This is a genomic window from Aureispira sp. CCB-E, assembly GCF_031326345.1.
Lineage (GTDB): Bacteria > Bacteroidota > Bacteroidia > Chitinophagales > Saprospiraceae > Aureispira.
Map to the genome: position 1 here is coordinate 6,788,245 of NZ_CP133671.1, position 20,506 is coordinate 6,808,750.

Sequence of the window (20,506 nt, forward strand, 5' to 3'; positions counted from 1 at the left end):
TTTTATTTATTCGTTGAGGGAATGGATATATTAGAATTGGACAGATGCTCTACTTCTAGCAACTCGGCAGTATGCTCTACTCGTTGTAACAAAAACATATTAAAGGAAATGACAAGAATCCAAGACGTCAAGGCAACAAAAATAATCCATTCTAAAAAAGGCAACCACCAAATTTCGGGACGATCAAACAAGGGACCTGCTTCTCGTTTAATAGCCATCAACCCCTTCGGCATACTCATAAATAAGACAAATGCTAATGGAATCGAAAAGCCATGAATGGCCGTATGTTTAGGAAATGGATTCGCTTGCTCTTTCCATATACTCCAAGAAAATATAGCCGTTGACAATGCCATAAACGAGAAAAAACTCAAGGCTAAAACTAAGTGCGGCACCCGATTATCTTCTGGCACCAAACCTACTCCAATACACAATATAGAAGACAAAACACCAAACCGAACCGCTATCCGACTTGTTTTGGTATCTGCATACTGCGCTAGTCCCAAAGTGAACAACCCAAAACCTATAGAAGATAGAATGATTCCATTGTTATAAATAAAATGCTGAGCAGAAAATTTTGTACTTCCTAATTCGGATATAAAGTGGTTAAAAACAGAATAGCTTTCTCCCTGCTGTCCTATATAGGGTATTGCTGCAATAATAATAACGGTATATAGAATAATGCAAGTTGCTAGACCTGCTATAGGTGCAATTTTTTTCATAATTTTGGTATTCATTTAAATTGGTTCAAGAACTTTTGCCTCTCAAAATAAACCTTACTTTTTCGCCAAATCGTAATCAATAAGAGACACAAAACTAGCCTGTTATTATAACAAAAAATACGCCATAATCCAAGTCTACAAAAGAAGAACCAACCGTCTTTACCAAAATCAACTAAACTAATTTTAGCATATAGTCTAACACTTCTTTCCACGTTTCAAAAGGAGCAATTCCTATCTGTATCTGTTCTCCCTCAAATTCGGGATAAAGATAATCGTCAATCAAATAATCTCCCTTAAGCAATCCTTTACGCTTGCAAATAATTAAATTCTTTGTTGTCTCTAGCCCCAGATGTTGTTCTACCCAGACTCTTTTTTCCGTATAACATAAAGGATTGAGGTAAGAAGGAGCTGTAAGAATATATACTTCAAAATATTTTTCTAGTGTTCGATACGCTTCAATGGCACCTGGCAAAGGCTCTAAACTTGTAAAAAAACCATATTGAGACTGAGGATAAAATAACTTACCTTTACTGCTTTCCTTCATTTGATTTGATTTGGTTTCAAAATCACAAAGTGTATTGTCCATATCAATGTAAACCCGCTTTTTCATATCGTTTTTATCTTTAGTATATTTTCTCAATAGCTAGTTCGTTGCTACTATAGTCTACCAAGTAAGTATTATTTTAATTCTTGACTAAATCCTTTTGTAACACAAATATCAAGCATACATTTCTTCAAAAATAATTCTGATTGAATGAGTTGTATACTTTCCATATTTTAATACACTAAAATAAGCTTTTGAGTAGAATTATCTGTATTATTAACTGATAGTAGTTCGTTGATTTTTTATTTTTTTAGCTCACTACACTCGTGCGATCGCAAGTTGAGTCACAAACAAGATAAAAAACCACATTCATATTAGTTCACTTCGCAAGCGCTTTACTTTTAGTTAGCGGGGCTGCTACTGCGTGGTTTCAACGAACTTTTGTGACTGAAGTTACACAAAATATTTGGTCAAACAACTGTATAAACATCAGCCATTAAGGGCATTGTTCAATAAATACGAGTTCTTATTACGTATGCAATAATAGACCTAAAAAATCATCTTTTGGGATCGACTTCGTCAAAAATTCTACTTTATAACGCACATATTCTCTATACTTTATGCAAGCAATCTTATTAACGCTACTCACCCTTTTTTTTATCTTTGCCCCTTACTACCTTCAAAAAATTGGTCATAAAATTCAATTAAATACAATTTTGAGTGATGTTGTTATTTGCTTTTTAATAGGCGTCATTATGGGGAATACCCAGCAATGGTGGCTCCCACAAGAGGCGTATCAAAAAGCAGCATTTTCGGTTGCAGAAATTGCTACAGCTGCTTCTGTTTTATTAGCTATTCCGATGCTGCTCATGACAAGTGACATTCGAAGCTCTATTCGACATGCACCTCAGTTTTTGCTTTCTTTTGGGCTTTGTATTATTGCCGTTTTATTGGCAACATTACTCTCTGTTTATTTGTATCCAGACTTGCCCCATTTGGGACAAACAGCGGGCTGTATGGTTGGGGTATACATCGGAGGGACTCCCAATATGGTCGCCATTAGTTATGCGCTGAATGCTCCTAATGAATTATTTGTTATTTTGAATTCAACCGATGTTTTTTGCTCTGGACTCTTTTTTTTATTCCTAACCTCTGTTGCCAAGCATTTTTATAGTCTATTTCTACCAGCTTTTGTTCCATCTTCTGCAAGCATTAAATCCACAACTTCCCACAAACTATCTCCCGAAACACCTTTAGACATTGCACTTCTACAACAAAACCAAGTACTAGATGAAACTAAGTCCTTCAAAGATGCGTTCAAAAAACAATCGCTGACTCCAATTATAAAAGCAGTTGGTTTAGCAATACTTTGTATCGGTTTTTCCGTGCTTGTTGCTCTTTTAATTCCTGGTGCAGATGGAAATTTAAATGAAATGCTCTTGATGATTGTTTTGTCAACAACGAGTATTTTCTTTTCTTTTTCTTCTAGAATACAATCCTTGCAGGGAGTTTATGAGTTTGCACAATATTTGTTGCTTATTTTTGCCATAGCAGTAGGCTTTATGGCTAATTTCTCGGCATTGGCAGCAGCAGCACCAACCTATTTAACATTTAATGCCATTTTGGTGTTGAGTTTATTGCTTTTTCATTTGTTTTTTGCAATTTTATTTAAAATTGATACAGACACCTTTATCATCACCTCTACGGCTTGTATATTCGGTCCTCCTTTTATTGGTCAAGTATGCAGCGCTATCAAAAACAAGGAAATGTTGGCGCCAGGAATGGCACTAGGTGTTCTGGGACTAATTATTGGTACTTATTTAGGTATTTTGGTGGCTAGTGTGATTGGTTATACTTAAGTGTATTATTCCCTTTACTTCCCAAAATAACAGCAAATAACGAGAACAAATAAGAACAACAAACATATCAACTATGGAAATTATTCTTGGATTTATTGTAGGAACAATAGCTTCTATCGCTGTAGGTGTTTGGACAACAAAGAGACAAAACACCTTGCATCAAGAAGAACTATCAGAAGAAACGACTTCTGCTGTAGATGGTATTATTCCTTTGGAAAAAAAATTGCGAGATGCTATTTACGATTGCGAACGCAATGTGTTGGCGTGCAAAAATCAAATTAATACCATCTGTAAAAATCAATTGGATTTGCTGCAAGATATTGGCAAGAAATCGCATATAGAAATTAAGAACAAACCGTTATATTTTGAATATTATAACCCGACCACACAAGATCGTCACTTTTACTATCAACGTGATTTGTCTAAAAATATAGCTCCTGATGTTTTAGAAAATACAAAAAAAATTGTTCAAAAATATAACAATCATATTTCATTAATACTCACACAACAAGAACTATTTGAAAAATTAATTCTTTCTCATAAAGAAAACCTAGAACGAATTTCTGGTGTTAAAACACAAAATAGTCAAGCCAAAAAAGTATCTTTGCACGAAAACAAATTGGCAGAATTAGAAGGAAACAATCAGCTAGAAAAACAAGCTATCTATAACAAACTGCTTATCAATGACATTGAAGAAGAACTAACGCATCAAGAAGAATGCCTTCGTCAGTACATTCAATTGAGCCAGTTGCATGACGATCCTTTTGACCAAGATGTAGAAAAAAAATTCGAGCAACAAATTAAAACCATTATTAGTCAATTAGAAAAAGAGGACCCTACCAATCCCCAGTAGTTCAGTCCCTAAATAGCTCCCTTCTATTTGATTTTCTAATTGAGAACATATAAATAAATATTCCCCTAATCAACAAATCTTACATTAATTTATCGTTAATATTTTACTATCCAAAAGTGAATGACACTTTTTGGTACAATAGTCGTAGCCCTAAGAACACACTCTAAAAAACAATTCACTACATTTATTCATTCAATAATTAAATCATGTCGCTTAGAATATTCATTCTATTACTATCACTATGCTTCGGAGGAAAACTAATGGCTTTGGAAGAGCTTACAATTCGAGAAGCTATCAATAAAGCCGCTCGTCAACAAACCTTAACTCAGCGTATCGCAAAGGTTTATTTGGCACTCAACAACAATTTATATGAGCCTAAATTTTATCAAGAAAGAGATGCTGCTATTGAGCTCTTTCAAAGTCAACTCGATGAGCTAAAGTGGTATACACCTACGGACAAAATCAAAGCCTCTCTAAAGCATGTACAAACTCTTTGGAAAGACTACAAAGCTGTTGCTGATTGGTCCATCAACAAAGAAGGTGCGACAGAATTGCTTAGATTGTGTGATGAAATACTGTATGCCTCCAACTTACTATTTATCTCTTACGAAGAATATGCACAAGAACTCAGTAAAGATGCCTTTAATAATACGGAAACACTAGATATTATCAAATTGATACAAGCAACGGGAACACAACGAATGTTAACCCAACGCATCATGCTGTTCTATTTAGCCGCCAAACAAAACATTGATCCTAGTACAGCCAAAAGAAAACTAGACAAAGCTGTTGAAGAATATAAAAGCACGCAAGAAAAGTTAGAAACGGCCGAGTTCCATTCTCAAGAAATTCGAACAGAACTTCAAAAAATTCAAGAAAATTGGAAAGCCTTAAACGGACTTCTTGGCAATTTAGATAATGATGTAGATGAAGTTAATCAAATGATGTCATTAGCAGATGATATCTCTCAAAAAGCAGATAAAATTTCCATTTTATACGAAGCACTAGGTATCAAGTTAACCATTAGTAAAGCGATTAATCTGGCTTCTTACCAAAATATGTTAACACAACGTATTGCCAAATCGTATGTAGCAATTGCTTATGGTTATGCACCAGCCAAATATAAACGTGAGATTTTAACCTCTATTGATCTTTTTGAAGAACATATGCTATCCATGACTCGCTCATCAGGGGCAACAGAGGATTTTAAAGCAACCGTTGGAGTTGTAAAAACCATGTGGAAAAATTATCGCAAACTAGTTACTTCTTGGGAAAAAATAGACGAAATTAGTGTTGTCAAAGTTCTTGAAAAAGGACATGTTATGATGGCTACTTGCGATCGAGTTGCTCAAGAAATAGAGGTATTAGCCAAAACTATTCCTGATTACAAAGCATTCTTTGTTAAAGAAAATGGTACCCCCACAAACAAACAAGAAAATATTGCACACCAAATGCACTTAGCAGGTTTGCAACGAGTTTACTCTCAAAGAGTTGCTATCTACTACATTATGAATGCGCTTGAAATTGATGCCCACCTTTCTAGTCAGCGTATGAAAAATACCATTAATGATTATAATAAAAACATGCAAGATATGCTTGCATCACCAGTCAATAGCAGTCAAATCAATGCCGAGCTAAAAGAGGCAAAAACAGCCTGGGCAGCCATAGAAAAACATTGTGCAACGCCTAACCAAGACTCGATTCCTACTGTATTAGAACTTTGTAGTACACTATTTTACAAATTAGACCAATTAAATAGTAGCTATGAAAAACATATTGACAATGTGTTTATGCAGCAAAAGTAAATAACAATATTCCAAATACATCAAAGCCTGTGATCTATTGTATTACAGGCTTTTTTTTTATCTTTTTTTTTAATTTTAAAAACATTGTATTGCCTATTCAATTTTTTTTACCATATATTTGTATAATACAGTAACTAACAACACAACGAACTACCAACGATAAGTATTCAGCTAATAATCAACATTATCTGAACGTAATTATCTTTTTTGGAAATCATCAACGCATTTATTACCCGATATTATAAAATTTTATCCCCAATGAATAAGCCCCCAATTATTCATTATTTTTTATAAAAAGTCGTTTGTTTATTAAAACAACTGTCCTTAAATTTGATTTCTATGTATCGTCAAACATTGCTATGGTTTGCCCTACTAACTGGGCTAACCTACCCTTCTTATACCATCTCCTCTCCTACTCTCGTTAACGAAAAAGACAAAAACTTGACGATTCGTGAAGCACTAAACATCGCCATGCGTCAACAAACCTTGAGTCAACGTATAGCCAAAGTTTACTTTGCATTGAACAATAATCTTTACGAGCCTAAGTTTTATCAAGAAAGAGACCAAGCCATCGAAACATTTGATTCTCAGCTAGAAAAGCTTAAAAATTATGCTCCTACAGATAAAATCAAACAAGCTATTAAAAATGTTCGAGAATTATGGCTCGAATATAAGAAAGTTGCTAGTTGGTCTATCAATGAGAAAGGTGCCACAAAACTACTGACACAATGCGATCATATGCTTCGTGCTTCTACTCATTTGGTTGCTTCTTATGAAGAATATGCCCAAGAGTTAGGTGAATTGTATAGAAATAGTGAGCTATCTGATATTATCAAATTGATCAAAGAAACGGGTAATCAACGAATGCTAACCCAACGTATCATGTTGTTTTATTTGGCTGCCAAGCAAGATATTGACAAAGATGCTTGTATCAAAAAACTAACAGCAACCTCTAAGGAATACGACTTGGTTGTTGCCAAAATTGCTAATGCAGAAATTAACTCTCCTAAAATTCAAGTGGAAATCAAAGAAATACAAAAGTACTGGTCGGGCTTAAGTAATTACATCCAATTCTTTGATAAAGATCCTGCCTACGTCAATAGTATGTTATTACTATCCAACGAATTGACTCAAAAAGCCGATAAGATAGCTGCTATGTACCAAGATTTAGGGAAAAAGTTATCCATTAGCAAAACTTTAAATGTCATTGCTTATCAAAATATGTTGACGCAACGGATTGCCAAATCATATGTCGCTATGACCTACAAATATGCAATCCCCAAACACAAGCGAGAATTAGTCGCCAGTATTGATTTGTTTGAAGAACAAATTAATTCGTTGCAACGATCTGCCCCCACAGAGGATACCAAAGAAGCCATACGTGTTGTCAATCTTATGTGGAAAAATTATCGAAAATTAGCCTTAGACTGGCAAGATATGAATGACATTAGCGTAGGGAAACTCTTAGAAAAAAGCCACGTCATCATGGCTTCTTGTGATCAAGTAGCCAAAGCTATCGAAGATTACGCACAAACTATTCCTGAATACAAAGCTTTTTATGAACAAAACGATCATGAAAAAGGTGCTCAGAACAATATTGCTCAACAAGTTTATACTGTTGGTGTACAACGTGTTTATTCGCAACGTATTGTCGTTTATTTTATCATGAATGCCCTAGGCAAAGATTCTCAATTATCACAAGAACGCTTATACCAATGCTTCCAAAAATACGAGGAAGGCTATGAGCTTTTAAATAATTCTTCTATCAATACACAAGCGATTAAACAAGTCTTACACAGTAGCCAGAAAGAATGGGAAATCATTGTCAAAGCTTCTAAAAACAATCCTCAAGAGGCTATTCTCACTATTTTAGATCATAGCGATACTCTGTTCTCAAAGTTGGATAAATTAAATGAGTTGTATGAAAAATTGATGGATAAATTGATCGTACAGTAGCTTTTTATTAGAAACTACAGAGCCTGCCTTTGAACAAAGCAAACTCTTGATACACCCATTTCTTACTGTTGAGCAATAACAGCTCGAATCGCATTTGTATTTTCTCCTTCTATTGGGATTGATTTTAAACGAAACAGCTTGTTTTTTTGTGCATAATTATTAGACAATTCTTCTGATGAAACCGAATAAGCATCTCCAAAATAATCGACAATTACAATTGTTGTGGTTCTAGTAGGGTTATAACTAATATAGTTTCCACTTAATCTCAATATACTATTAATACGATAGTCAATTATATTAACCACCCTTGCATCAATAGTTGTTCCATCTTCTGTTACAAATTCTACGGGTACCGTTATTTGTTCAGGTCCTAGTCGTTCTAATGCATCGCAGTTAAACACTCCAAAGCCACTCAACTTTAGTCGCTGTAAATTAGAAGTTGGTTTCGTTAAAATAAAATCTTGTAAGCGAATAGGCGTACCTGCGACTGCTTTTGACATTAGAGGTCTTAAGACCTCTTGATTTCCTCCTAAGCCCGTATAAGCATAATATCGAGGTTCCATGATTTTAGGATTCTTACCAAAATATCTGAGCCAATTATTAATTCCTTTGCACTGTTCTTCAATCGGCATAATGGATTTAGAAAATGCTAAAAAATACTTCCAGTTGGCTTCATAATAAGCCATTTTATCATCAAATCGTTGGGCACGTTTTGTAAAGTTTCGATTATAATGCCCTATTAAAGAATCCGAAACAGCTAGTTTATTTCGCTTCTCCTTAACATTAAAAACAGGTTGAGCGACTAAGGTATCATAAACACCTATCCCTTTTAATACAAATTGAAAATTATTGTCCCCCAAATAGTTGACACGAATGTCCATGTATTGATTTTCCAAGACTTGAAGGGCTTTTACTCTTGGCAATGGTCGTTGCTTGCCTTTGGGCAAAACCATCCAAGTCCTTTTACACAAAGCTTGCATTTCAGGCAGTCGTTGCATCAAGTTGGTTGCCTTAAATTCCATCAACAAACCTTCTGGCAATCGAATATTATACATCTTTGGATCTAATTGTTTGTAGTTGTCATTATAACTAAATCGGATGCCCATTAAGTGATTAGACATGGCAACTGCATTCCAATCTATTTTTTCTGTATCATAATGCAAATAAGTTGTAGAGGCATAATGCATATCTTCAAAACGTTCTTGTAATGTTTTAAATCCTAAACGGTAATATTGTTCCACTTGGGCTTCTTTTGATAACTGGTATCCAACATTCATAGCATCCAAAAATGTCTGAAAAGTATCTTGAATAGGTGGCATTCGGTATCTATAAATTGGTGTGCAAGGATTATTAACCTCAAACGTATTTTGCTGGGTATTGCGATCTAAAACACCTAAATTCGACCATTTATTATTTTGATACTCAAAAAAGCTAACACCCTCTAAACTGTCGTTGGTTAGGTTAAAATCTACATCTATATAAGCCTCTTCCTTGACAAAAATTGCTCGTCCTGCTTGTGAAGCTGTCATTTCAAACATTCCTGCCGATTCAAACTGATGTTGATGATCGTACATCATTGGAATATCTGTTGCTATAAAGTCCGCAGCATCTCGAAATTCTCGATACGAGAAATCCACCTTTCCCTGTACAGGAGTTCCATCGGCATAAACCAAAGCATCTTTGGGAATTCGAACAATCGTGCCTGAACGTTGGTAAGTATAATTAAGACCTTCTTTTGCATCAAAAGCAACTTGTTCTACAGGTACTTGAAAAGGGGCTTCAGATAAGGTTCCCTTTTTTAATGAAACCAATTCCACCCGTCGATTTTTAGCCTTGCCTTCATCTGTTACATTCGAGGCAACAGGTGCCTCGTACCCCTTTCCTTCATAAGCAATTTGTTTTGCTTTGAATCCTTTTTTCAATAAATAATCTTTAACGGATTGACAACGGTTTTGAGACAACTCTTGATTATAGGTAGCATTTCCTATATTATCAGTATGCCCAACTAGCAAAAACTCATAATTCGACCAATTGGATGATAGTGTCGTTAGGTAAGTATCTAACGTTTGCTGTGCCGTTGTATCTAATTCGTACTTTGCCGATTCAAAATAGATTGACTGGGAATTATCTTGTCCTTTTGCTTCAATAATTGTAAGCAATAACAGCCCGTATAACAATGGGTACATTTGTTTCATAAGAATAAGAATTTATAGTGAAGAGTTTAGAAAATCAATTTGTTTTCTAGCGTCTAGTATAAATACTTATTCCAACAAGAAGTTATCACCTTATAAAGAATGAATAGAGCAATCTAGCAAAGCTATGAGCAAGGGCAGACATCAATCAATCCTGTTTTGATGCAAATCAAATACACAGAAAAGACAATAATAATAGATAGTAAGTTACCTACCAAATAATAATCGTTGGACACTTGGCATTCCTTGCCTAACTTGGTACCGACTTTTAACGCTCCGAAAGCAATTAGCATTTGGGGAAAACCAATAATAAATGAGAGGAACAAGCAAAGTCGCTCAATAATTCCTTTTAAAATATTGTTGACTTTAAATTCAACTTGCTTAGGAACGGCATTATTTTCTTCATCTTCTGTAGACAATAACGCTTCGTTGTCTACTACTTTGTACAATTTATTCAATCTAGAGAACAGCACATATGCGACTGCTTCTCCCAATAGCCAAACGAGTACAATGCCAACCAACTCATATCCAACAAACATGCTATGAATAAAATTTATCATAAAAAATACTAGTGTAGGGAATTTGTTACGGTTTTCTTTATCCAAGCATCAAGAAACACAGAATCAAGGAATAAGACGTTCCACAATTTAGCTATTTTTTAATTTATACAAAAGCTATTCTACAAAAGTTCTGCAACTTCTTCCAAAATTTCATCTCGTTCAGGTACAAAAGAAGCTTGTATATTCGACGCATTAGAACTCAATAACCTCAAAACGCCTCGGCAAGAGAAATACTCCAAGATTTCCAAGCTATCCTTGCGTCTAAACACACTAGAGTTATCTTTTCCCAATACTTCTGCAACTTTTTTATAATCCTTCAAATTTAAAAAACTCTTAACCATATCCCAATCTTTCATTCGCCAATCGTCAACAATAGACTGATAATTTAAGAATGTCAAATTGAGCAAAGACATTAGATACTCATTGGTCATAAGATGGACATGAAACCGCCGTTTTCGATCTTTTTTTAACGATTCTAACAAAGCTCTTGCTTGTGTCAAGCCTTCCCCCAACATACCATAAGCTACTTCGGAATTTATAGGCGTATCAATTACTCCATGATACAAAACGTACCGAAGCTTAAAAGCTTTTTTCAAGTCAATAATTTCTTCTTCTAAGGCAATAATAAGGTTGATGGCATCCTCCAAAGAAGTTGCTACACCTTGAAATTCATCGCCCAGTGTTATGGTTAATGGAGAAAGTAACTTATTATTATTTTCACGGTTTACCTTTTCCACCAATTCTTTAAAATCCTTCATTAAATCGCCTCCATTTTGGCTTCCGCTACCAATAATGTCAGCCATCAGAATATAATGCTGCTCTTTCATGCCTCGTTTGCTTTTGGTCAAGTTGTTTCATACACCACAACAAGGACTCAACTACTATTTTCTTCCGAATAAGTTAAGTGTTTAGAATCTTATTGTTGTTAATACATAACTTGCTATTGTTTGTATGGTATGTGTTTCGTCTTAATTAAGAACGTTTTTTTTGCAAAAAAGTTGCAACATAATCTTTTATTGCAAAAAAATTGCAATAAATAGCTTTATTGCAATTTTCCTACAACAAGCATATTTATTGCAATTAAAAAGCAATAAATTGCCACTCTTCTAAGAGTGGCAACGACTTTATAGAGATGATTTAGGTGCTTGAACTTGTACCCACTTACCTGCTGTATTGGCATAGATGCTATTATCATACATTGCTGAACAAGATATATTAGGCATATAAAACTTTCCTTGATACGCTGCATTTAAGTAGAATTTATACTGATAGGTTCGTCCCATTGGCAAATCAAAATAAGTATAGACTCGATCATCTAAGACGTTTTGATAGTCCATTCTTGAGCTTCCCGAATTATCATAAGCAGCGGACATTCTTGTATTAATGATTTCCCACCCTGAAGGGAATACTTGATGTAAAGCCATTTCATCATAATTCCCTCCAATTCCTTGATGCGTAACACTGACATGAGCGACAAAGTTGGTTCCCTGTGGCAAGGCAGTTGGATCTATAATAGCTCCATTCATATCTTTATAAACTACCTCCATCTCAATATTAGCAGCAGTAGCTCTAGTATCTTCTAACGACGGTTGCCCGCTCATGATAACACTAGCAAACAAAGGTGTTTTAGCTCTGTTCTTTACCCATACCGAACGCTGGTTATCTTTTTCTATCTCAATTTCATATTGAACTATTGGCGTTTTCTTAATAACAACGGATTGTTTTGACTGATTGCCTATCTGATATTCCAGAGGTATTTCAGCCTCTAATTTCTCATCTCCTGCAAATTTGGCAATAGCCATTAAAGAATAAGCGACTGTTTGCGTTGCCAACCATTTAGGAGAACTCAATTCTTTGGACATACGCATCAAGAGATTAGCCCCATCCGTACGTTTTCCTAATAATGTCAATGTCTCTAAAATCATAGCTTCGTCTCGCAAAGCAGAACCATAGGTATAGCTCAATTCTCTATAAGCCTCTACCTGAGTAGACAATCCACGAATAAGTTGTTTAGCTACTTCTTTTTTACCTAACAAGGCATATCCTGCTGCTAAACGCCACTTAGCCGTTGCTGGAATATCCTGCATATTCCGCATTTTATTCATTGCCCCCAAATCAGGGCTTTTGGCTAGTGCCAGCGTATACAAACGATATGCTTGCATCAATGCCTCTTGATCCTTTCTCGAATAATTCGTAACAGGACCAACAAGAGCAACTTCTCTTTGCCGCCAGTTTTTGGCTAATGTCTTTTGATAACGTTTCCAGTTTTCCAATAAAGACGTTGGAACATTGTATCCTTTTTCTTTCGCTTCCAACAAGAAATGCCCCGCATAATTGGTTCCCCAATTATTATTTTCTGTTCCACCTTGCCAATAAGCAAAACCACCTAAACCAGTTTGAAAGTCTTGCAATCGCTTAATCGCCGCACGTATGTTGTCTTCAATAGCTTTTTCTTTTGTGGCATCTAAAGACATTAAATTCGAAACGTATAATTGCGGAAAAACAGCTGACGTTGTTTGTTCTATACAACCATAAGGATAGCGAATCAAATACTCTAAGCGCTTTGCCAAATCAATTGGAGGAATGGTTGAGATTTCCAAGTAAGCCTCATTGGTTCCATTCATTCCGATGGGTTCAATCGATACATTCCAAGACTTGCCACCATCCAAAACAACCTGCTCGACTTTATTGCTATAAGGATTCGGATTGCGAACATCCAACTCCACCTCATAACTTGCCTCTTCCAAACCACTTTCTACTAATATTTTCACCTTTCCAATTCCTAACTTATCGGCAACGATCAAATCAAAATTAGCAACAGCATCACCGATTCGATCAAACTGAATTTCTTTGACTTTGGCACCTCTTATTTTTAATAAATCATTGGTTTCTATGGTTACCTTCACCTTCTTTATTTGTTCTTCCATTGCAAAAACAGTAACCGGTAACTTTACCTCTTCTGTTGGACTCAATACCCTTGGTAAAGTCCCCAAAACCATCAATGGTTTGCGCACAGGAGTTGTTTTTTCCACTTTTCCATAAGCACCTGCTTCTGCTGCGATCAACATAGTTCTAACTGATCCAACATAGTTCGGCATTTCCAAAACGTGCTCTGCTGTAGCTCCTTTTTTTAGATGAAAAGGACCTACAAAACGAACCACAGGTTTAAAGCGATTTGCTTTTTTTCCAGCATCTTCCTCACCTGCACCACCACCAATAGCCAGCATTTGATTGAGTTCATAAGTTCCCAAGACATAATTATACATATCCCATGTGCGCACTCCTAAAGCTTCTTTTTGATAAAAATGCTCCCATAAATCAGGCGTTTTGAATCGAGTCAAATCAAGTAACCCTTCATCAACCATGGCAATCGTATACGTCATGGCCTGTTGATTGTTTTCAGATACTTTTATCTGTACTTTAGAGTTTGGTTCTAAAACATCAGCCATATCCAACACAGGTTCTAACTTCGTTTTAGGATCAATTACCTTAATGGGCAAAACGCCATAAGAGCGAATAGGCAAGTCATTCTCTACTTGCTCATGGGGTTGCAATAACGTAACATGAGCATAAATAGTAGGAGCCATTCCTGGTTTGGTTTTGAACTTTATGGTCTGTATACCATCGTCATTTTTAATATCGACCCATTGATGCTCAACTACTTTAAAGGCATTCTCCAATGTTAGCAAAGCTCGCCCTGCCATACCCGTAGGGACTTCCAAAACTACTTCATCTCCTACTTTGTACGACTCTTTGTCCGCAGAAAATGCCAACATCGTAGCCCCTTGCTTGTCATTAAAGTTCTCATCATTCCATGGTGAACCAGCATGAAAAATCACTCCACTAGAATGTCCAGATGCCGTATGTACGGCACGGATCAAATAGCGCCCCCATTCCTCAGGTGCAAAACTCCAGCTTGCTTCTCCTTTAGAATTGGTAGTTACTTCAACTGTCGTAATCGCTCCTAAATGTTGCGTCGTATTAAAGTTACTAATATCATTATCACTATCGTACCACCAATTCCACTTTACTTTGTATACCCCTACAGCAACTTTCTCATTTTTTAATGGCTTCCCTTGCTCATCAAGCACAACAAAGCCAATCTCATTAGCAACATTTAAAGTCAAACTTTTATCGTACTCTCCCTTAGGAGACTTCATTCCCACATAGGCAGCGTAAGGTGAATACAACATGCTAAAATTATCAGCACTGATATCACCTCCTTCTTCATAGGCACGAATTGTAAACCCAGCCTGCATAAAACCAGAAGGCGCTGACGCCAATTCTAAATTTCCTGTGACACTTGCTCGACCATTTTCATCAACTTTAGCATCAAAAATAGTCATCGGTGACGCATAGTAAGATGCTCTTGCTGGGTCGTCAAATTCATACCCTTCGTACCCTTCAAACGAAGTATTAGACGGATTCAAATTGACATCTATTTGGGTGCGCAAATTAGAAGCAGGTGCTCCATGTAGCCACTTAACAGCCAAATCGCCAACTAGCGTCGCATCCTTAGATAACAAACGCTCTTTTCCTACATTAAAATCAACTTTTAAACGATTGGGCTTAATGGTTTCAATTCGAATACCTTTGTAAAAAGTCCTTCCCCCTACATGAACCTTTGCCGACCAATAGCCCGTTCCTGCATCACTAGATGTCTTGGTTCTAAAGTCATACATATTATGCACGTGCCTATTGGTGGTGTATTTTTGATGTAAATTGCCCCTCGCATCATACAACTCAAAAGTAACAGGATGGGCATCAGGAAATTCACCTCGTTTATCTTCCAAGACAAAGGTTAAAAATAAAGAATCACCAGGACGCCAAACATCTCGCTCTCCATACAACGCTCCTTTTATTCCTTTGTAATCATTTGTACCAGAAGTTTCAAACGTAGACATAGACAATGCTTCTGCCTCTTGCAATCTTAAATAGCCTTTTTGATTGTTATGACTAACGACAACATAAGCAGGCGCATAGTCTGTTTGGGTGCGAACAATTCCTTCTGCATCTGTTGATACTTTTGCAATTCTTTGTAATACCTTATCATAAATCTCAACAGATGCCCCACGAACAGGTTCAGTTGTTTTTAAATCTGTTACAACCACAAATACTTCTTTATCTTTTCCTCTTTTTGCCAAAACTCCCAAGTTAGACCCCAAAACATTTCGTTCAACGATTCTACTAGATGTATAATATTGTTTGAAACAAGGATCGTCTCTTTTATCATAATCATAATAAGAATAATTATTATCAGCGATAGTATTTAAGCTTATAATTTCCCCATCTTCATTTCTTTCAGGCTCATTATCAACCTCTACCATATGGGCATCTTGCTCGTCAGAACAATCCCAAATAGCATCTTTTTTAGAAAATCCAAGCCGTACTTGATAGATTGCCCCTTCTTCTTCTTTAACAATATCATTTAAATCTATTCCGTAGCGTGTCCAACCATTCTGCCCTACTTTAGGGTTTAAATCTTCTAAAGAAAGGCGTTTTTGTGCAACAACCCGCCCTACTTCACGCATATAGTTCCGTTCTAATCCACCTTCTTGTAAAAAGTGCAATACATTATTTTCGTATACTTTAAAGATTTCTATTTGTACTGCTCTCAACTTGGTCGCTTCAAAAGGGAAATACAATCCTTCTGTTTTGGGAATAATCACTCCATTTCCGACTAATCGAACCGCAGGCTTCATCCGTTCAAAAGAAGCCTCAAACTCTATTGGTGCTGCAATAGCTGTTTTATGAATGCTTCGTATGCCTGCTGACACTCGAATGGTATGTTCTCCTTCTACATTTTGAAGCGGGTAAACACGCAATTCATTACCATCAATCACATATCGAAACGTACTATTCCCATTATAATCTCTACCTCTATAGTTATCAATTCCTATCAAACCATCCACATTTTGAGTTTGCTGTAATGGCAAAGAAAACAAGATCATGATGTAAGGATCTTTTTCATTCTTCTCCTGAATAACCTTTGTACTAATAATGCTAAACTCTGTAGAAGGTACTGCAATTGTATCTTGTGTTTTTATTTCATTTTTTGCACCAATAGCTGTACCGTCCCAACTCAACATCAAACGACTCGCACTTTCAGACACTTGTACTCCTTCTATTACAAATTGATGTTCTTTGTTGTTATCCAAATGTTCCCACGAAACAGAAAAAGTATTTTTATTATTGGCTTGTTGAATGGTCAACATTTCTTCTACTTGACTAGGTACCGCTACATCATTTGTATAAACGGTTCCTATCAACCGCATCTGTTTTAAGTTCGTTAGGCTCTGCTCTCTTAACCCTCTAATATCTACTGCATAACCTTGTTCTAATACTTTAAAATCAAAATTTAAAGTTGTCAGATCTTTATCAATATCAGGGTATATCTTTCTAAGGTTTGCTTGTGCGCTATAAAATTGTCCCGCAGGCAACTTCTCGTCAGGTTTAAAGCGTATTGTTTGACGACTTTCCCACACAGCCGTCCCTTTTATTGCAGGCTCAAAACTAAACAAATCTACAGGAGCAACAGTGCCTATTTTGGTTGCTGAAACGATATCATTGGCAAAACGAACTCGAATGTCTGCCGTTGAAGAAATCATTCCAGAAGTATAGGCACTAACAAAGTATTTGTATTTGGCATTTGAACGATTAAAACTAGGTACGCCTTCTGTTGTTGTATCGGACGTGGTTTTGGGTTGGCAAGCTGTTATAAGCAGCAATAAGAGTAAACTTACTAGAGTGCGGTACGGTATCATGGTTCTTCAATTTTGTGTATAACAGTGTTTGGATATCATGTGCAACAAGTACGCTATACCTGTTGACATAGTCTTCTAAAATAAAATATATCTTGCTAATTTCCAACTGTTAACACCTTTGATTGAGTATTCCGTAATAATACTTATTATTTGGCATTAAAAAAGCCATTTCGAGTGGTATCGAAATGGCCAATGTTTTTTCCTATTGTATTTAGGATATTTCTAAAGGAGTTTTATTTGCCTGCTCCTGATTTTTTACGAAAACCGATAGATTTTTTATTAAAAATATCATCATCGTGGCTCAACTTAAGTGTCGCAACATCCTCATAGGTAATCAAGTTCACAATATTAGGATCTCTTTCTTCGCTAGGAACAGAAGCTAAGCGCAAACTTTGATTCTTGACAATATCGTTGATAATGTTTCGCACTGTACGAGCATTGCCAAAATACTTGTCTCTATATTCGTACAAGAAGTCCAAGTATTTTACTAAATGTGCTTTAGCATCTTCATCAACTTCTAGACCTTCTTCTTCTAACATTTGAAGCGCAATTTGATACAACAAACTGCTGTCATAATCTTCAAACTTTAGTACTTTATCGAAGCGAGAGCGCAAGCCAGGATTTGCCTTTAAAAACGTTTCCATATTATCTGGATAGCCCGCTGCAAAAACAAAAAATTCTCCTCGACTATCTTCCATTCGTTTTAGGATGGTTTGAATGGCTTCATTTCCAAAGTCAGAACCTCCTGCCAAGCTACCACTACCACTGCTTGTCAAGGCATAAGCCTCGTCAATAAATAACACCCCTCCCATTGCTTCGTCAATGCGTTCTGCGGTTTTGATGGCAGTTTGTCCAACATATCCAGCGACCAAACCTTGACGGTCTGTTTCGACCATATGTCCTCTTTCTAAAATTCCTAAGGCTTTGTATATTTTTGTTAGAATCCGAGCGACCGTTGTTTTTCCAGTTCCTGGATTACCCACAAAAACAGTATGCAAGTAGAACTTATTGAGTACATCTCTGCTGCTTTCACGATAGAAACGAACCAAGCTAACCATTTCATCAATTTCCTTCTTGATATTCTCAATTCCAATCATGTGCTTGAGTTCATCCATTGCCAATTCTAGCAACTTTTCATCAATAGGCAGATTGGGCAGACGTTTCGGACGTTTTACTTCAATTTTTTGTACATCATCTACCAAAACCGTTTCCAGTTGCTCTTTATCAAATTGTTTCGGATCTGTATCGTTCATAATTCTCAACCCTAATGCAATTTTAGCTTGATCAATTAGGTCGTAAACAAAACGAGCATTGCCAAAAGCACGATCTCTATTTCGGTAAGCTTCAATAATGATTTCATCAATCATTTTTTTAGCATGATGCTCCAAAACGACATTCTTTTTGACACAAGCATACTGAGATATTGCTGATAATTCGTGTGGCAAGTAATCACTAAATGTAAAGTACAATTTAAACCTCGACTTTAGACCTGGGTTAGAAGTTAGGAAATGCTCCATTTCCTTAGGATAACCTGCTACAATAACAGCCATATCTCCCTCTCCATTAGACATTTCTTTCACCAAAATTTCGATTACTTCTCGTCCAAAATCTTTACTATCGTCGTTAGAACGTGCCAAAGAGTACGCTTCATCAATAAACAACACACCACCTCTAGCCTTTTCTATGGCCTCTTTTACTTTGGGTGCTGTTTGTCCAATATACTCTCCTACCAAATCAACCCGATCAACTTCGTGAACGTGCCCTTTGGACAATAAGCCCATGCTCTTGTAGAGTTTGCCCATCATCTGAGCTACCGTTGTTTTTCCTGTTCCAGGGTTACCAATAAAAACAGAATGAATATTAATTTCCTCCTCTTCCTCAAAGCCTTTTTCCCTTCTTAATTGCAAAAATTGAAGATAGCTAGCATGGTCACGCACTTGGCGTTTGATATCTTGCAAGCCAATAAGCTCATCTAACTTGCCCATTACCTCTTCAAAATTAGCATTATCAGTACCTTCCTCATTCAATATTACAGGTTGATACTGATTGGGCAATACAGCTCCAGCTACACCTTCTTCAAAATCAACATCCACTTCAAAAGGAATAACGGCTAAGAGTTTATCCATAAAAATAATCTCTGCGGTATAATTATCTTCGGTCCAAGAACCTTTGATGTTAGAGCCCCAATGCATCGACAATTCAATTGTTTCATCCTCTTTGTCAACATGGTGCAATTTCATTGTTTGTCCCTTTAACTGACGGCTACCATTATAGAACTTTACAAACAATTCACAATACCAACTCTTACTTGGCAGTAAGTTTTCTAAGCTAATTTCGGTATAAATATAGCGTGTTTCTTCTTTTGAGAAGGTTTTGTAATAAACCCGCTCTTCTTTTGGAAGATCATCGTAAGGACCTTCATATAATTTGAGCGACTTGATGTTTACATAAGCATTTGGCTCTGGATATTTCTCTGAGCTTTCTTCAATATAAAAATACTTGGTTGCTACCTTCTGACCATCAATATAAGCCTCCCAATAGTAAGTACCTTTTTTCCAAAAAGCACCAAATTTCTTGTTCCCCCATCCTTCTCGAATGTAAACAACATTGTCGTATTTGCTAACTTTACGATCAAAGTTCAAGTCACAAAGCTCTTTGCGTCCCTTTTTGAGAGAATAACATTTGATGTTTATCTGAACATTCCAGTCTTCATCATCAAATAGTTTGTTGTAAAAAGATAACTCAGCATAGATATAAGTTGCCTCGTATCGATCAAATACTTGACGGTACTTCTTCTTATTATCAGCCAACCATTCCGTAGAACAGTAAACTTTTAAATCTCTGAATTTGTATTTTGTAAAATTAGGATCAAGAACTCTTGACATGGTGTATATATATTTTTTTGAGAATAAGCAATCGTTCAGAAAAAATAATAAGAAAATTGAATGCTTTGCTTCTTATACTTTTGCTGCCCACTTACTTAGCTAAGATAAACTTAACGATTCATATTTTTTATTGGTTTATTTTGACAATGGCTCGTAAAAACTACGCAGCCATAACACAGCTAACTACTATTAAAACAAACCTATTCCTTTTTGAGCCTATCCAAAGTTATTAGATATGCTATTTTATAAAAACGAGTATAGAATCTAAACTACCTTGTAGTTCGTAAAAACCACCGAACAGTAGCACAACTAATGTACCAAAGGTAAAGTAACAAAGACAATTACAAATTGTCATGCTTACTAGTATAA

General features: G+C 36.1%; 11 protein-coding genes. 4 read left to right on the plus strand and 7 right to left on the minus strand.

What is annotated here, in order from left to right; all coding sequences use genetic code 11:
- Nucleotides 1-2: 2 nt before the first annotated feature.
- Nucleotides 3-719, minus strand: a complete 717-nt coding sequence (locus tag QP953_RS26320) for a DUF998 domain-containing protein (RefSeq protein ID WP_309553411.1) — start codon at nt 717-719, stop codon at nt 3-5.
- Between the two features lie 172 nt (nt 720-891).
- On the minus strand, nt 892-1,329 hold the full coding sequence (locus tag QP953_RS26325) for a 5' nucleotidase, NT5C type (RefSeq protein ID WP_052596781.1): 438 nt from the start codon (nt 1,327-1,329) through the stop codon (nt 892-894).
- A 554-nt stretch (nt 1,330-1,883) separates the two neighbouring features.
- On the opposite strand from QP953_RS26325, the gene QP953_RS26330 reads away from it, so the two are divergent.
- From QP953_RS26330 to QP953_RS26345, 4 genes are all read left to right on the plus strand, one after another.
- Nucleotides 1,884-3,122: a DUF819 family protein gene (locus QP953_RS26330; protein WP_309553412.1), complete on the plus strand. Its 1,239-nt coding sequence runs from the start codon at nt 1,884-1,886 to the stop codon at nt 3,120-3,122.
- A 73-nt stretch (nt 3,123-3,195) separates the two neighbouring features.
- Nucleotides 3,196-3,975 (plus strand): hypothetical protein, encoded by a 780-nt coding sequence (locus tag QP953_RS26335; RefSeq protein ID WP_052596786.1) that lies wholly within the window; start codon nt 3,196-3,198, stop codon nt 3,973-3,975.
- A 206-nt stretch (nt 3,976-4,181) separates the two neighbouring features.
- Entirely contained in the window at nt 4,182-5,780 is a 1,599-nt protein-coding gene (locus tag QP953_RS26340) for a type IV pili methyl-accepting chemotaxis transducer N-terminal domain-containing protein (RefSeq protein WP_081909544.1), read from the plus strand.
- Nucleotides 5,781-6,119: 339 nt separating this feature from the next.
- Nucleotides 6,120-7,736, plus strand: a complete 1,617-nt coding sequence (locus QP953_RS26345; RefSeq protein ID WP_309553413.1) for a type IV pili methyl-accepting chemotaxis transducer N-terminal domain-containing protein — start codon at nt 6,120-6,122, stop codon at nt 7,734-7,736.
- Between the two features lie 62 nt (nt 7,737-7,798).
- On the opposite strand, the gene QP953_RS26350 is transcribed toward QP953_RS26345, so the two are convergent.
- The 5 genes from QP953_RS26350 to QP953_RS26370 all read right to left on the minus strand — a co-directional run bounded on the left by QP953_RS26350 (nt 7,799) and on the right by QP953_RS26370 (nt 20,137).
- The gene (locus tag QP953_RS26350; RefSeq protein ID WP_052596791.1) at nt 7,799-9,931 is read right to left on the minus strand and encodes an OmpA family protein; all 2,133 of its coding nucleotides are present in this window, start codon (nt 9,929-9,931) and stop codon (nt 7,799-7,801) included.
- Nucleotides 9,932-10,053: 122 nt separating this feature from the next.
- Nucleotides 10,054-10,488, minus strand: a complete 435-nt coding sequence (locus QP953_RS26355; RefSeq protein ID WP_052596793.1) for a hypothetical protein — start codon at nt 10,486-10,488, stop codon at nt 10,054-10,056.
- 119 nt (nt 10,489-10,607) lie between these two features.
- Nucleotides 10,608-11,315: a SatD family protein gene (locus QP953_RS26360; protein WP_052596795.1), complete on the minus strand. Its 708-nt coding sequence runs from the start codon at nt 11,313-11,315 to the stop codon at nt 10,608-10,610.
- Nucleotides 11,316-11,612: 297 nt separating this feature from the next.
- Nucleotides 11,613-17,252 (minus strand): MG2 domain-containing protein, encoded by a 5,640-nt coding sequence (locus QP953_RS26365; RefSeq protein ID WP_309553414.1) that lies wholly within the window; start codon nt 17,250-17,252, stop codon nt 11,613-11,615.
- A gap of 233 nt (nt 17,253-17,485) precedes the next feature.
- Nucleotides 17,486-20,137 (minus strand): AAA family ATPase, encoded by a 2,652-nt coding sequence (locus QP953_RS26370; RefSeq protein WP_052596799.1) that lies wholly within the window; start codon nt 20,135-20,137, stop codon nt 17,486-17,488.
- Nucleotides 20,138-20,506: the final 369 nt, after the last annotated feature.